General features: G+C 69.5%; 10 protein-coding genes. 7 read left to right on the top strand and 3 right to left on the bottom strand.

Features of this window, described 5'->3' with window-relative positions:
* Positions 1-44: 44 nt before the first annotated feature.
* The 3 genes from FG99_RS24795 to FG99_RS24785 all read right to left on the bottom strand — a co-directional run bounded on the left by FG99_RS24795 (position 45) and on the right by FG99_RS24785 (position 4,250).
* Complete coding sequence (locus FG99_RS24795; protein ID WP_043272787.1) at positions 45-1,367, bottom strand: lysine N(6)-hydroxylase/L-ornithine N(5)-oxygenase family protein; 1,323 nt, start codon at positions 1,365-1,367, stop codon at positions 45-47.
* 164 nt (positions 1,368-1,531) lie between these two features.
* Positions 1,532-1,834, bottom strand: a complete 303-nt coding sequence (locus tag FG99_RS24790) for a transcriptional repressor (RefSeq protein ID WP_051879225.1) — start codon at positions 1,832-1,834, stop codon at positions 1,532-1,534.
* Positions 1,835-1,961: 127 nt separating this feature from the next.
* Entirely contained in the window at positions 1,962-4,250 is a 2,289-nt protein-coding gene (locus FG99_RS24785; protein ID WP_081884724.1) for a bifunctional acylase PvdQ, read from the bottom strand.
* Positions 4,251-4,534: 284 nt separating this feature from the next.
* Here FG99_RS24785 and FG99_RS24780 point away from each other — a divergent pair, with 284 nt between their 5' ends.
* The 7 genes from FG99_RS24780 (at position 4,535) to FG99_RS24750 (ending at position 15,767) form a co-directional block, all read left to right on the top strand.
* The gene (locus FG99_RS24780) at positions 4,535-5,548 is read left to right on the top strand and encodes a FecR family protein (RefSeq protein ID WP_043272786.1); all 1,014 of its coding nucleotides are present in this window, start codon (positions 4,535-4,537) and stop codon (positions 5,546-5,548) included.
* A gap of 131 nt (positions 5,549-5,679) precedes the next feature.
* Positions 5,680-6,852 carry an efflux RND transporter periplasmic adaptor subunit gene (locus tag FG99_RS24775; RefSeq protein ID WP_043272785.1) on the top strand — a complete coding sequence of 391 codons (1,173 nt, stop codon included), beginning with the start codon at positions 5,680-5,682 and terminating at the stop codon, positions 6,850-6,852.
* The gene (locus tag FG99_RS24770) at positions 6,853-8,832 is read left to right on the top strand and encodes a MacB family efflux pump subunit (protein ID WP_043272784.1); all 1,980 of its coding nucleotides are present in this window, start codon (positions 6,853-6,855) and stop codon (positions 8,830-8,832) included. It begins immediately after the preceding gene.
* Between the two features lie 11 nt (positions 8,833-8,843).
* Positions 8,844-10,256, top strand: a complete 1,413-nt coding sequence (locus FG99_RS24765) for an efflux transporter outer membrane subunit (RefSeq protein WP_043272782.1) — start codon at positions 8,844-8,846, stop codon at positions 10,254-10,256.
* 137 nt (positions 10,257-10,393) lie between these two features.
* Entirely contained in the window at positions 10,394-12,445 is a 2,052-nt protein-coding gene (gene tssI / locus FG99_RS24760; protein ID WP_043272780.1) for a type VI secretion system Vgr family protein, read from the top strand.
* Positions 12,442-13,005 carry a DUF4123 domain-containing protein gene (locus tag FG99_RS24755; protein WP_051879224.1) on the top strand — a complete coding sequence of 188 codons (564 nt, stop codon included), beginning with the start codon at positions 12,442-12,444 and terminating at the stop codon, positions 13,003-13,005. Before tssI ends, FG99_RS24755 begins: the two co-directional genes overlap by 4 nt.
* Positions 13,002-15,767, top strand: coding sequence for a toxin VasX (locus tag FG99_RS24750; protein ID WP_043272779.1), 2,766 nt, complete (start codon positions 13,002-13,004; stop codon positions 15,765-15,767). Before FG99_RS24755 ends, FG99_RS24750 begins: the two co-directional genes overlap by 4 nt.
* Positions 15,768-15,770 lie beyond the last annotated feature (3 nt).

Here is a 15,770-nt window from a genome sequence, read left to right as displayed (position 1 = left end):
CTTGCAGGCGCCGCCCCGACGGGGGCGGCAACGGGCCCATGGGCTCAGGCGGTCTCGGCGGCGACTGTGCGAGCTGCCGGCTGCACCTGCAGGTGCCGGAACAGCGACGCGGAAATCTCCTCGGCACGGGCCGGCAGGACCGACAGCAGGGTGTCGCTGAGGCCGTGGCTGGCCTGGCTGAAGCCCTGCAGGTAGATGGGCGTGCGCAGTTGCGCGTCGGTCTGCAGGCGGTAGTCGCGGTCGACGCGGAAGTCGCCCAGGTGCGCCTGCAGCGGCGCCAGCAGTTCGCGGTGCGAATTGCGCTCGTAGCCGGTGGCCAGGATCACCGCGTCGTACTGCTTCTGTTCCACCTCGCCGGTGGCGCTGTCGCGCAGGCTCAGGTGCACGCCGGCGGCGTCGGCGCGCACGCCTTCGACGTGGCGGCGGCAGAGGAAGCCGTGGCGGGCCTGCCCGGAAACCTTCTGGCGGTAGAAGATGGCGTAGATGCGCTCGATCAGGTCGAGGTCCACCACCGAATAGTTGGTGTTGTGGTACTCGGCGATCAGCTTCTCGCGCTCGCTTTCCGGCTCCTGGAACACCAGGTCGGTGTAGTTGGGCGCGAAGATTTCGTTGACGAAGGGGCTGTCGTCGGCCGGCTTGAGCACGGCGGCGCGCAGGATCATGTCGACCTGCACCGAGGGATAGCTGTCGTTGAGGTCGATGAAGGCCTCGGCGGCGCTCTGCCCGCCGCCGACCACGGCGATGCGCATCGGCTCGTGGCGCACGCAGGGCTGTTCGGCCATGCGCTCCAGGTAGCGCGCATGGTGGAACACCCGCGCATCGCCGCGCAGGCTGGCGAAGGCCTGCGGGATGCGCGGCGTGCCGCCGGTGCTAAGGACGATGGAGCGCGCCAGGCGGAAGTTCTCGTGGCCTTCTGCATCACGCGAGACCACCTTGAGCAGGTCGATGCCGTGGGCGCCGGCGACCGGCTCCACGCGCTGCACCTCCTCGCCGTAGCGGGCCTGCTCGGCGAAGTGCCGGGCGACCCAGCGCAGGTAGTCGTTGAACTCCATGCGGCACGGGTAGAAGGTGCCGAGGTTGATGAAGTCCGCCAGGCGCCCCTGGCTGTGCAAGTAGTTGACGAAGCTGTAGGGGCTGGTGGGGTTGCGCAGGCTCACCAGGTCCTTGAGGAAGGAGATCTGCAGTTCGCTTTGCGCCACCAGGGTGTTGCCGTGCCAGCGGTAGTCGCCCTGCTTGTCGAGGAACAGCGCGTGGTAGTCGAGGCCCTCGCGTTGCGCCTGCTCCTGCAGCGCGATCGCCAGCGCCAGGTTGGAAGGCCCGAAACCGATGCCGAGAACGTCGTAGGTGGGGGTGATCATCTGGTTCATGCTGCCAATATCCTTAGCCCGTTTGCCAGGAGGCGCGACGGCGGTTCGCCGGCCCATGGAGACGCCGCATCGGCGCCTTGTTTCAGAAAGACGAGACCGCTTTGCGGAAATTTAGAATGCGTCTCATTGGCATTTTATGTAGGAATTCCAGCGGCGCAGACGCATCACTGCAGGCGGCGACGCTCGCCCTCTTCGTCCAGCGCCATCGAGAACGAGGGCGCCAGGCGGTAGCGGCGCTGCGCATCGCGCACCAGCACGCCGCTGCGCCCCAGGCTGCGCAGGGTGCTCTGCACGCAGGCCTGGGTGATGGAGTTGGTCGGCTCGCGCAGGCGCTGGTAGAGCTCTTCCACCGTATAGGCGTCCTGCTCGTGGAAGGCGCTCAACACCACCAGCCGCGGCAGACTGGTGCGCAGGCCGGCATGGGCCAGAATCCGCCGGGCGGGCTCGCTGGCTCTGGATTGGGTCATTGGCTTCTCCTTGTCCCCCTGGGCCGGGCGCAGCCAGTGCTGCGGGTGCGCCGCCCTCCTCTTGCATGCTCGAATCCGTTGCGCAGGTGCCTGAAGCTCATTGGAAATCATGGGAGTACGCCTCCTTTCATTGCGCCAGGCGCACCACCCGGAGTGTCGGGTCCGCGTCGATCTGCGCCTCGGTGAAGGGCAGCGGCGACCAGGCCTGGCGCGAGAACAGCCGGGTCTGGTCGGCATGGTGCGGCGAACGCGGTTCGCTGGCCTGGGAGAAGGCCAGCAGCCCCTTGGCCTGCGGGCCCTCGGCGGTGAAGCTGACCAGTTGGATGTAGCTGCTGCCGCTCACCACCTCCAGGTGGTCGCCCTGGGGCACGCTCTGCATGGCATTGTAGATGCCCAGGTGGCCGTCGCCGCCGGGGATCGGAATCGGCGGCTTGGCCGTGCTGCTGACCTGCACTTCGCCCCAGCGTTGGCGCTGGTCGAGCCCCAGCTCATGCACCTCTTTCGTCGCGGCCAGCAGCGCTTCGCGCACCTGTTTCGCCACTTCGGGCTTGTCCAGGGCGATGCCGCTGGGCGTCTGCAGCGGCCGCGCGGGGTCGAACGGCACCTTCCAGGCGCCCTCCAGCGCGTCGAAGTGGGTCATGAAGCGCTGGAAGTAGACGAAGCCCGGGCCGGCGTCGAGGTTGGCGCTGCGGTCCCACTTGGCGAGGCTGCCACAAGCGGACGACAGCGCTGCTTCCTGCGCCTGGCGGCACAGTTGCAGCAGGTCGGGCAGCACCAGGTCGGCGGCGTAGACGTGGTTGCCGGTGACCAGCCGCTGCAGCAGCGGTTCGTCGATAGCGCCCTTGCCCTGCAGGGCCTGCAGCGCGAAGCGGGCGCGCAGGCCCAGGGGCTGGTCCTGACGGCTGGCCAGCGGCGAGAAGCCTTCCAGCGGCGCCGCCGGGTTGGTCATCCAGGCGCTGTCGTTGGAGTTCTGCACGAAGTCGCGGCGCACCAGCGCCGGCAGTTGCGTGGCCGGCTGGATGCCGGGCTGCGCCGCGCCGGGGTCGCGGCTCCAGCCGCAACGCCCGAGGTTGCCCTGCAGCGCCGGCAGGCCCTCGGCGACCAGCGCGGGAATGGCGCAGGCCTGCAGCTGCCCCGGGGTCAGGTTGGGCACCACGGACTGGTTCAGGTAGAGCACGTCGCCGTGCTCGTCGGCGGCCAGGGTATTCACCCAGGGAATGCCCTGCAGGGATTCCACGCGGTGGCGCAGGTCCGCCACGTCGCGTGCCTGGTTGATCGAGTACCACTGCTGCAGCACCCGGGTGTTGCCCAGGTTGGCGTCGCGCAGGGCGTAGGCTTCGCCGGCGCTCCAGTCGAGCTTGCCGGGCCAGACCAGCACCGGGCCGTAGACCGACTCGTAGACGTTGTGCTCGACCGTCTGCAACTGGCCGTCGGCGCCGCGTACCTGGACCTCCACCACGCGCTTCTCCAGCGGCTGCCAGCGTCCGTCCAGGCGGTAGTGCAGCGGGTTCTGTGGGTCCAGTTCCAGGCGGTAGAGGGTGAAGTGGCTGGAGGTGTCCACCGTGTGCGTCCAGGCCAGGTGCCGGTTGAAGCCGATGTTCACCATCGGCAGCCCGGGCAGCGCCGCGCCCATGACGTCCAGCTTGCCGGGGATGCTCAGGTGCAGCTGGTAGAAGCGCATGGCGCCCTGCCAGGGGAAGTGCGGGTTGGCCAGCAACAGGGCGCGGCCGCTGGCCGAGCGCTCCGCGCCGACGGCGATGGCGTTGCTGCCGCGTTCCAGGCGGAAGCGCTCGCGGCGCTGCTCGGCCAGGCGGAAGCCCTCCGCGCCGGTCAGGGCTGCACTGGCAGCGCCCGGCGGCGCCGCGGCTACCACAGCCTGGGCGAACTGGCCGACACCGCCCTCCACCAGCAGGCGACGGGTCAGGCGCACCAGGTCGCCGCTGTCGATCGGCTTCAGCCAGGGCTGGCCCAGGCAACTGGTGGTGTCGGCGCTGGCCTCGCGCAGGAAGCGGTTGAAGCCCGCGGCGTAGCCTTCCAGCAGTTGTGTCACCTCCGCGGACTGGGCCTTGCGGAAGGCCTCCACCGATTCCGGGCGGTTGAGCCAGGTGAAGAAGACGTCCGAGGCGAGGTTGCCGACCTGCGCCGAGGACTCGCCCTCGGCGCCGAAATAGCGCGAACGCTCGCCGCGAGCGGTGACGATCTCGTCGGCCAGCAGGCAGGCGTTGTCGCGAGCGTAGGCGTAGCCGATGCCGAAGCCCAGGCCGCCTTCGTCGGTGGCGCGGATGTGCGGTACGCCGTAGGCGGTCCAGCGGATGTCGGCGGCCAGGGCGGCCGGGCGGGCGATGTCGGCCTGGGCCTGGGGCAGCAGGCCGAGCAAGGCGCCGGCGAGGCCGGCCACGAGGGTGCGCTTTTGCATCGATTCATCTCTGTACGAGCGCGCCGCGGATGGCGCAGGACGACGGGAAGTCGCGGCCTTCGGTGGCATGAATGCTCCGCCCCGAACGCCGGCATTCAGGGAACGAAGCGCACCCGGGAAACTTTACCGACGCCCGCCGTAGGCGCCCCGGCAAGGCTGGATCGGGGTGGCTGGCGCCCGGCCGCGGCTTTCCGTAGGATGCGAGCTCTCCTATAATTGCGCCCATCATCCCTCCGCCATGGCGGCGCCGGATCCAGGCGCGGCAAGGTTCAACCGGCCCCCTCATGACTACCCCCCCTTCCCCTTCGAGCGATCCCGTGGCGCAGGCCGCCGCGCACTGGTGCATGCGCCTGCACGAGCCGGACTGCAGCGATGCCGAGCGTGCGCAGTTCCAGCAATGGCTGGAAAGCGACTCGCGACATGCGGCCAAGTACGCCGAAGTGGAGAAGATCTGGAAGCTCAGCGCGCACCTGCTGGAAGTCCGCCCCACCCCGCGCACTACCGGCCGCCGCCCACCGTTGCCACGCCCACCGGCTCAGGCGGGCCGCCGCCGGCGTTCCTGGCGCAAGCAACTGCGCGCCGCCGCCCTCGCCCTGCTGGTACTGCCGGCCGCCGGCTACCTGGGCTGGCTGCAGGGCTGGGTGCCGGACAGCTACCACCGCTACCAGGCCGACGCCACCCTGCGCAAAGTGGTGCTGCCCGACGGCAGCGAGGTCGAGCTGAACCTCAATACCCGCCTGTCCTATGCCAATTTCCGCGACGTGCGCCGGGTGGTGCTGGACCAGGGCGAGGCCTACTTCCACGTCAGCCACGACGCCAGCCACCCCTTCGTGGTGCGCGCCGCCAAGGGCAGCATCACCGTCACCGGCACGCGCTTCGACGTGTGGAAGTACCAGGACCAGGTCACCGTGACCGTCACCGAAGGCTCGGTGCGGGTGCGCAGCGAGAAGGACGGCAACGACAGCAGTCTGACCCCCGGCATGCAGGCCAGCTACCGCGCCGGCATGCTCCAGCCCCTGGTGGCCAGCGCCGACCCCGTCCAGGTCCTGGCCTGGCGCGACGGCCGCCTGGTGCTCGACGACCTGTCGCTGGGCGCCGCCCTGCCGCTGATCAACCGCTACCTGGACGCCCCGCTGGTGCTGGCCGACCAGACGGTGGCCAACCTGCGCATCGGCGGCACCTACCGCACGCGCAACCTGCAGGAACTGGTCAACGCCCTGCCCCGTGTACTGCCGGTCGAACTGCAGCGCCTGGACAACGGCAGCATCCGCATCAGCAGCCGCTACGCGCAGTTGTAACAGCGCGCGAATAAAGCTCCGCGAGCCCTGTCGGCGCTAAATTTCCTTGGGCATCATCCGTCTTCCCGAAAGCGCATGCCTGGCCGCGCCCCCGCGGCGGCATGCCTTCCAAGCCCTGGCCGGAACCCCGAATGAAACGCCCCCGTCGTACTGGTCGCATACTGCTGATCGCAGCCCTTCTCGTCTCCCTGCTCGCCGTCGCCGCCTGGCAGACCCACCCCTTCGGCGGCGATGACCTGATCACCGCCCCCGTCGCCCGTGGCGACATCGAAAGCAGCGTCACCGCGCTCGGTACCTTGCAACCACGGCGCTACGTGGACGTCGGCGCCCAGGCATCGGGGCAGATACTCAAACTGCACGTGGAGCCCGGCGACGAGGTCAAGGAAGGCCAGCTGCTGGTGGAGATAGACCCCTCCACCCAGCAGGCGCGGGTCGACGCCGGCCGCTACTCCATCGAAGTGCTCAAGGCGCAGCTGGCCGAGCAGCGCGCCCAGCACCTGCTGGCGCGCCAGCAGTACCAGCGCCAGCAGCGCCTGGCCGCCGCCAGCGCCACCCGCGAGGAAGACGTGCAGACCGCCTACGCGCAGGTGCAGGCGACCCAGGCGCGGATAGACATGTACCAGGCGCAGATCCACCAGGCCAAGGCCACCCTGCGCAGCGACGAGGCCGAGCTGGGCTACACGCGCATCTATGCCCCCATGTCCGGCACCGTGGTGGCGGTGGACGCCCGCGAAGGCCAGACGCTCAACGCCCAGCAGCAGACGCCGCTGATCCTGCGCATCGCCAAGCTCTCGCCGATGACCGTCTGGGCCCAGGTCTCGGAGGCCGACATCGGCCGCGTCAAGCCGGGCATGCCGGCCTACTTCACCACCCTCGCCGGCGAGCGGCGGCGCTGGAGCGGCACGGTGCGGCAGATCCTCCCGGTGCCGCCCAAGCCGCTGGACCCGAACAACCAGGAAAGCACCGTCAGCAGCTCCGCCGGCGGCTCCAGCGGCAGCGGCCGGGTGGTGCTGTACACGGTGCTGGTGGACGTGGACAACAGCGACCACCAACTGATGGCGGAAATGACCGCCCAGGTGTTCTTCGTCGCCGCCACCGCCCAGGGCACCCTCACCGCGCCCGTGGCCGCGCTGCATGAAGATGGCCAGGGCGGCCGCCGCGTCTGGGTGGTGGGGCGCAACGGCAAGCCGGAGAGCCGCAAGGTCGAGACCGGCATCAGCGACCGCCTGCACGTCCAGGTGCTGTCCGGCCTGCAGGAAGGCGAACGCCTGCTGATGGCCGCCCCGGACAATGGCGAGGGCTGAATGAGCGAAACCCTCCAGGACATCCCGCTGATCGAACTGCGCGACGTACGCAAGCGCTACGGCGGCAACGGCAGCCCCGAGGTCGAGGTGCTGCGCGGCATCTCCCTGAGCATCCACCCCGGCGAGTTCGTCGCCATCGTCGGCGCCTCCGGCTCCGGCAAGTCGACGCTGATGAACATTCTCGGCTGCCTCGACCGCCCCAGCAGCGGCCGCTACCTGTTCGCCGGGCGCGACGTCGCCGAGCTGGACAGCGACGAGCAGGCCTGGCTGCGCCGCGAGGCCTTCGGCTTCGTGTTCCAGGGCTACCACCTGATCCCCTCGGCCTCGGCCCAGGAAAACGTCGAGATGCCGGCCATCTATGCCGGCACCCCGGCCCTGCAACGCCACGGCCGCGCCCGCCAACTGCTCGAGCGCCTGGGCCTGGGCGAGCGCACCGGCAACCGCCCGCAGCAGCTTTCCGGCGGCCAGCAGCAGCGCGTCTCCATCGCCCGCGCCCTGATGAACGGCGGCCACATCATCCTCGCCGACGAACCCACCGGCGCCCTCGACAGCCACAGCGGCGCCGAGGTCATGGCGCTGCTCGACGAGCTGGCCGCCCTGGGCCACGTGGTGATCCTGATCACCCACGACCGCGACGTCGCCGCCCGCGCCAAGCGCGTCATCGAGGTGCTCGACGGCGAGATCGTCAGCGACAGCGCCAATGGCGCGCCGTCGCAACCGGCCACCCCCGGCCTGCGCGCCGAGGAGCTGCGCGAGCGCCTGCAGCAGGGCAGCGCCGAGCCCGCCGGGGCCTGGCGCGCCGAACTGCTGGAAGCCATCCGCGCGGCCTGGCGGGTAATGTGGCTGAACCGCTTCCGCACCGCCCTCACCCTGCTGGGCATCGTCATCGGCGTGGCTTCGGTGGTGGTGATGCTCGCCGTGGGCGAAGGCAGCAAGCGCCAGGTGATGGCGCAGATGGGCGCCTTCGGCTCCAACATCATCTACCTCAGCGGCTACTCGCCCAACCCGCGCACGCCCATGGGCATCGTCAGCCTGGACGACGTCGCGGCCATCGCCACCCTGCCCCAGGTGAAGATGGCCATGCCGGTGAACGGCGGCGAACTGGTGGTGCGCCACGGCAGCCTCGACTACCACGCCTACGTCGGCGGCAACAACACCGACTTCCCGGCCATCCTCAACTGGCCGGTGAGCGAAGGCAGCTACTTCACCGAGCGCGACGAGGCCAACGCCGCCACGGTCGCGGTGATCGGCGCCAAGGTGCGCGAGAAGCTGTTCGGCAGCGCCAGCCCTATCGGCCGCTACATCCTCATCGAGAACGTGCCCTTCCAGGTGGTCGGCGTGCTGCAGGCCAAGGGCTCCAGCTCCGGCGACCAGGACGCCGACAACCGCATCGCCGTGCCCTACTCCGCCGCCAGCATCCGCCTGTTCGGCACGCGCAACCCGGAATACGTGATCATCGCCGCCGCCGACGCGCGCCGTGTGCACGAGACGGAAAAGGCCATCGACCGCCTGATGCAGCGCCTGCACCGCGGCCAGCGCGACTACGAGCTGACCAACAACGCCGCGCTGATCCAGGCCGAGGCGCACACCCAGAACACCCTGTCGCTGATGCTCGGCTCTATCGCCGCCATCTCGCTGCTGGTGGGCGGCATCGGGGTGATGAACGTGATGCTCATGACCGTGCGCGAGCGCACCCGCGAGATCGGCATCCGCATGGCCACCGGCGCGCGGCAGAGCGACATCCTGCGCCAGTTCCTCACCGAGGCCACGCTGCTCTCGGTGGTCGGCGGCCTGGCCGGCGTCGGCATCGCCCTGGGCATCGGCGGTGCGTTGCTGCTGGGCAAGGTGGCGGTGGCCTTCTCCCCGGCTGCCATCCTCGGCGCCTTCGCCTGCGCCCTGGCCACCGGCCTGGTGTTCGGCTTCATGCCGGCGCGCAAGGCCGCCCGCCTCGACCCGGTGGCCGCCCTGGCCAGCCAATGACGGACACCCGAATGAAAGCCCTGAGCCTACTGCCCGCCTGCCTGCTGCTGGGCGCCTGCGCCGGCGCCCCGCAACCCCTCGACAGCGGCATCGCCGCCCCGCCCGCCTGGCAGTACGGCGCCGGCGACACCCGCCGCGGCGAACTGCAGCGCTGGTGGACGCGCTTCGGCGCCGGCGAGCTGGACGGCCTGGTCCAGCGTGCCCTGGACAACAGCCAGGACCTGGCGGCGGCCATCGCCCGCGTCGACCAGGCCCGCGCCAGCGCGGTGATCGCCGGCGCGCCGCTGCTGCCGGAAGTCAACGCGCAACTGGGCGCTACCCGCGAGAAGCTGCTGCACGGCGCCGGCTACAGCGGCATCGACGCCAGCGAGGACGACAAAGCGGTGGATACCTTCAGCGCCGGCCTCAGCGCCAGCTACGAAGTGGACTTCTGGGGCGGCCGCCGCGCCGCCTACCGCAGCGCATTGCAGAGCCTCAAGGCCAGCGAGTACGACCGCGCCACCGTGGAACTGACATTGGTGGCCGGGGTCGCCGACGCCTACCTGCAGGTGCTCGCCCTGCGCGAACAGCAGCGCATCGCCCGGCTCAACCTGGAGAACGCCGAGCAGGTCCTGGGCCTGGTGCGCAGCCGCCGCGAGGCCGGCTCCGCCACCGAGCTGGAAGTCGCCCAGCAGAGCGGCCTGGTGGCCGCCCAGCAGCGCCAGTTGCCGCTGCTGCAACAGCAGGAGCGCGATGCCCAGGTCACCCTGGCCACCCTGATCGGCGAACCGCTGCCGGCCCTGAAACTGGGCGGCCAGCCGTTCGACAGCGTGCAGTGGCCGCAGGTCGGCGCCGGCCTGCCCAGCGAACTGCTCACCCGCCGCCCGGACATCGCCCGCGCCGAAGCGCAACTGGCGGCGGCCCAGGCCGACGTGCAGGTGGCCCGCGCCGCCATGCTGCCCAGCCTGACGCTGACGGCCAACCTGTCCTCCGGCGCCAACCACGCCTCCGACCTGCTGCGCACCTCCTACTACGACCTGGGCGCCAACCTGCTCGCGCCCATTTTCAACCACGGCCGCCTGGGCGCCGAGCGCGACCGCCGCCTGGCGCTGCAACGCGAGCTGCTGGAGAACTACCGCAAGGCCATCCTCGGCGCCTTCGCCGACACCGAGCGCTCGCTCAACGGCATCGACGGCATCGACCGCCAGCTGCACTGGCAGCAGCAGGAACTGGAACAGGCGCAGCGCGCCTTCGAACTCTCCGACAGCCGCTACCAGGCCGGCGCGGAAACCCTGCTCACGGTGCTGGACACCCAGCGCACCCTCTACCAGGCGCAGGACGCCGCGGTGCAGCTGCGCCTGGCGCGCCTGCAGGCGGCGGTGGGGTTGTTCAAGGCTCTGGGAGGCGGCTGGGAAGAGAGCGGCAGCCTCGCCCGGCGGCCCTGACGCCGCGCTCTTCACACCCAGGCACTGGCACTCCTGCCTTCTTCAGCCGATTCATCCTCCGTTGACGGATACCCCCTACAGGCCTGCCTAGTGCGGACCTGCTGTGATAGCGGCTTTCCTTGGAAAGGAAGCCAGCCATGTTCTCCCCCGCCAACCAGCCCCATTTCAGCCTGAATATCGACGGCCTCGACAGCGACCTGCAGGTGCTCGAATTCCATGGCCGCGAAGCCCTGAACCAGCCCTACCGCTTCGACATCGAGCTGGTCAGCGAACGTCCCGACCTGGACCTGGAAAGCCTGCTGCACAAGGGCGCCTACCTGGACCTGGGGCAGGGCCACGGCATCCATGGCCAGTTGCACCGGGTGGCCCAGGGCGAATCCGGCAAGCGCCTGACCCGCTACCAGGTGAGCCTGATGCCGCGCCTGGCCTACCTCGCGCATCGGCATAACCAGCGCATTTTCCAGCAGCTGACGGTGCCGCAGATCATCACCCGGGTGCTGGAGGAGCACGGCATCCTCGCCGACGCCCAGCGCTTCCAGCTCGGCCCCACCGTCTACCCGCCGCGCGACTACTGCACCCAGTACGACGAGAGCGACCTGCACTTCGTCCAGCGCCTGTGCGAAGAGGAAGGTCTCCACTACCACTTCGAGCACAGCCCCGACGGGCACCTGCTGGTGTTCGGCGACGATCAGACGGCCTTTCCCAAGCTGACGCCGGTGGCCTACCAGCAGGACTCCGGCCTGGTCGCCGACCTGCCGGTGATCAAGCGCTTCGGCCAGCGTCTGGATACCCGTACCGCCCGCGTCAGCCGCCGCGACTACGACTTCGAGAAGCCCAGGCTGCAACTGGAAAGCACGGCGCGCAGCGACAGTCGCCCGGACCTCGAGGACTACGATTACCCCGGTCGCTTCACCGACCGCGAGCGCGGCAAGCTGCTGAGCCAGCGCAGCCTGGAAAGGCACTGCGCCGACTACCGCCAGGCCGAGGGCCGCAGCGACCAGCCGAGCCTGCGCAGCGGCCATTTCCTGCCCCTGCGCGAGCACCCGCGCGGCGAGTGGAACGACCTCTGGCTGCTCACCGAAGTGCGGCACGAAGGCAAGCAGCCGCAAGTGCTGGAAGAGTCGATCACCAGCGACGCCCGCGACGGCAAGGACGACTTCCAGCAGGGCTACCGCAACCGCTTCCTCGCCACGCCCTGGGACGTGCCCTACCGCCCGCCGCTGGCGCATCCCAAGCCGCGCGTGCTGGGCAGCCAGACCGCCGTGGTGACGGGGCCAAAGGGCGAGGAAATCCACTGCGACCGCTACGGCAGGGTCAAGGTGCAGTTCCACTGGGACCGCGAGGGCCAGGCCGACGACAAGACCAGCTGCTGGCTGCGCGTGGCCTCCAGCTGGGCCGGCAAGCAGTACGGCGCTATCGCCATCCCGCGCATCGGCATGGAAGTGCTGGTGACCTTCCTCGAAGGCGACCCGGACCAGCCGCTGATCAGCGGCTGCCTGTACCACGCCGAGCACCTGCCGGCCTACGAGCTGCCGGCGAACAAGACCCGCAGCCTGTTCAAGAGCCTCTCTAGCCCCGGCGGCGGTGGCTACAACGAACTGCGCATCGAGGACCGCAAGGGCCAGGAACAGATCTACCTGCATGCCCAGCGCGACTGGGACGAGAACATCGAGCACGACCAGAAGATCCGCGTCGGCCACGAACGCCACGACACCGTGGAAGCCAACGCCTACAGCGAGTTCAAAGCCGAGGAACACCGCACCACCCATGGCGACCGCAAGGTCGAGGTGCGCGCCGACGACCACCTGACGGTGGGCAACGACCAGCACCTGAAGCTCGGCAGTGGCCAGTTCATCGAGGCCGGCAACGAAATCCACTACTACGCCGGCGAGAAGGTGACGATCGACGCGGGCCAGGAACTGACGCTCAAGGCCGGCGGCAGCTTCGTCAGGCTGGACGGCGGTGGCGTCACCTTCAGCGGCGCCACGGTAAGGACCAACAGTGGCGGCAGCCCCGGCACCGGCACACCGGCTGCACCCCTGCTGCCCGGGCCGCAGCAACAGGTGGACCAGTCCCAGCCGGGACTGCCGCTCAGCGCCCTGGTCAAGCAACACGTGCTGTTCAAGGAAGCCAAAGGCGGCCTCTGCGAAGTCTGCGAAGCAGCCAGGCAGGAGCAGGAGGCCCGATGAACGAGCAAGGCGCATTGCTGCTCGACGGGGCAGCCTTCGACGATCCCGGCGGCTGGCTGCGCCGTCACTATCCGGGCCAGGCCCCGCTTCCCCTGTTGCGCGGCACGCCCTATGCGCCGATCGAGAGCGCCGGGCCATTTCTCCTCGATGCCCCGGCAGGGGGCGTGCTCCAGCAGGCCTGGGCGCAAGCGGCGCCGGGTCTGGAGCGGGCGGTCTGGCTGGAGAGAACGGTGCCACTAAAGGTGCTGTGCGTCAGCCTGCAACGCCGCCTGCGCATCCGCGCCCCGGATGGCCGCGAGTTCTGGCTGAGGCTCGCGGACGCCAACCCCCTGCGCAACGCCTGGGCGAATGCCGAGGCCTGGCCGGACGGCTTCTGGCACGGCGTGGCGGCGGTCTGGCTGCCGGGCGCCGACGGGCCGATCCGGGCCTGGAGCAATCCCGCGCCGGAACTCGACTGCGCCCCCGCTACGACGGCCCTGGAAGCGCGAATCGTACTGGGCTGGCCATTGCTGGCAAGCCTGGCCCAGGAACCCCACGACGAACAGGAAAGCCAGGCATGACTCACACCCCAAGCGCCGCCGAGCAACTCAAGCCCGCGGCCTGCCCGCTGCTGGCCGCCGTACTGCCCGTGCGCTATGCCATCGGCCCCCTCGATCCCCGCCATCCATCCAGCCTGGAAGCCGAGGCACTGGGCCTGCCGGCGCTGGCCGGGGCCATCCCGGACCTGGGGCCGGAGCACCCGCAGTTGCAGGACCGCACGCTGGGCTACGTGCCGCGGCTGCTGCGGGACGGCTGGCTGTACGTGTGGGAGGAGGCCCGGCAGACGCTCAACGAATATCAGGTCGAGGGAGCGCTGCTCAAGGCGACTCGGCGCAACCCGGCCACCTTGCAACATGATGCCCTGCACTACCTGATGCTCGTCGCCGGCAGCCCGGCTAGCCTGGCCTGGTCGCCCATCCGTTGGAGCGATGCCCGCTTCCAGGCCGCCAGGGAACAGGCCGACCTGCGCCAGCGCTGCATGCGCAAAATCACCCCCGGACTGGCGCCGGCCAGCGGCCCGCTGCTCGCATTCCACCCGCAGATCGCCGACAACGCGCCCGAGAACTTCCGCTGGAGCTGTGCCCGCGAGCCGGCCTACTGGGCGCTCAGCGAGCGGGAATTGCGGCGGCTCCGCGAATGCGAACAACAGCATTACGCCGTGGTCGACGACCCCTGGGCGGTGCTGATCGACCTGGCCGGCCTGCTGCGCGCCCGCAACCAGGCGTTCGACAAGCTCACCCGGCACCGCAATGACGACTGGGCCGTGGCCTCCGTGATAAGAGCGGTCGGCGACAGCGACAAGGGCATTCGCCTGCCCGACATGGTCGACTACCCGCGCCTGCAAGCGACCCTGTACGAGCAGGAAAGGGAGTTCGAAGCCCTGGAACAGGACCGGCGGCGCATCGCCGAGTGCTGGAGCCACTGGTTCGACACCCTTGAGGCGAACACCTGCCACAGCCTGGCAAGCGCCTGCGGCCATTTCGACATCGGCGACCCCGCCGCCCGCGACGGCCTCGAAGCCAGCTTCGCCGCCGCCATCCTCGGCCCCTCGGCCACCGCGCCGGGCATCAAGGCAATCGAGCGAGCACTGCGCCCCGGCGCCCAGGACGAACCCTGGCTGCTATGGGCGGTGCTGGGCGTTGCCCAACGCATCGGTGGCGCCGAACTCAAGCAACTGCTGCACATTCCCGAAACCCTGGAAACGCTCACCGGCGACCTGGCGGAGGCCGGCGCCAACATGGCCCGGGCCCTTGCCCTGAGCACCGCCCTCAACCACAGCGCCGGACAACTCGAACGCCTGGCCGTGGCGGCAGCCAGCGAACCCCTGCCGGCAGCGCTGGCGCCGGTCCTGGGCGGCCACCTGCGCAACCTCGCCGAGCAGACCGACGAGACCGCCTACGTCCTGATGGCAGCCATGCTCGCTCGCAGCCAGCAACGCCTGGAAGCGGACCCCCTGACCCCGCGCCAGGCCCTGCAATGGCTCAGCCTGCAGATGGGCCAGGAGCACGGCGAAGGCCGTCGCCGCAACCTGCAGAACCAAATGGAGGAACTGGCGCGCCAGGAAGGGCGCGCCGTGCCACACCTGAAACTCCTGCCCAGCCCCCGGCCCAGCCATGCTGCTCCGCTGCCTCCGGCCGAGACGGCCGCGCTGCTCAGGGGTCAAGGAGTATCGCTGGAATTACCCAGAAGCATTGGCGAGATAATCGAAGAGGCGCCGCTGAAGTCGCTGATTCTCTTGGTGGCGGCCTGGAACATGTGGAAAGCTGGAACTGATTGGCATGAAAAGGATTCAATCCCAAATCGACTTGCTTTGTTTAGTGCAGGTATAGCTACGGGAACCGCTTTCGCAGCAATCGTTCAGCAAATTGCTGAGACTCAATGGGAACGTTATGTAGCCCAGGTTGGTACAAGCTCTCAGGTAGCTCGGCACTTGTTACAAAGTGCCCTGGGGCTCGGCGCTACCACCATGTTCTCTCAAGCACTGACTGCCGGCCTTGACGCTTTCCTCTTTGGCTGGAAGGCCCTGGACACCTACCGCGCCGGCGACCTGGATAGTAGCGCCACCTATGCTGGCCTGTCGGGGACCAGTGCAGCCTATGCCAGTGTCTCGTGGCAGGCCATGCAGACATATCGGGCAGCGCGCGCCGCGGTGCTGGCCGGCGAGGCCGAAGCCCTGGCCACCGGCGTTCGCGTGCTCTCGCTACCCCTGCGCCTGAGCCTGCTGGGGCTGACGGTGACCATGCTGGCCGGCCTGGTATCGCTGCTCTTCACCCAGGACACGTCGCTGGAGCGCTGGATCAAGGGCACCCGCTTCGGCATCCGCCCGGCCGACTGGGCCGGCAGCTACCTCGCCACCCTGCAGGCTTTCTACCAGGTGGTGGTGCCGGTGCGCATGAGCCTGGAACGACTCGACGAAATAAACCCCTACACCGGCGCCCTGAGCAGCCTCTACCTGTTTATCCGCCTGCCCGGCCAGCGCCAGTACCGCCAGGGCATGCTCAGCTTCGACGGCCAGGAGGAATGGCAGCAGGGCGGCCTGTTCGGCTTAGGCAGCGAGCCGGCCGGCTGCCGCCCCCTGGCCTGGGGCGAGAACGACCCCATCCCCTTCCAGCTGGACCAGGGTTCCCGCGCCCTGCCGCCAGAACCGGACGGCAGTCTGCGCCTGCGCCGGGTCTACCACGAGGAAGACGACACCCGGGCGCTCAAGCGCATCCGTGGGACGCTGGTGTACCAACCCATCGACGGCCTGAGCCTGCCGCCCATCGATATCGACCTGGATTGATTC

This window comes from Pseudomonas sp. AAC (assembly GCF_000725445.1).
GTDB classification, from domain to species: domain Bacteria; phylum Pseudomonadota; class Gammaproteobacteria; order Pseudomonadales; family Pseudomonadaceae; genus Pseudomonas; species Pseudomonas citronellolis.
The sequence above is the reverse complement of the archived record's forward strand: the minus strand, read 5'-3'. Positions and strand labels throughout refer to the sequence as shown.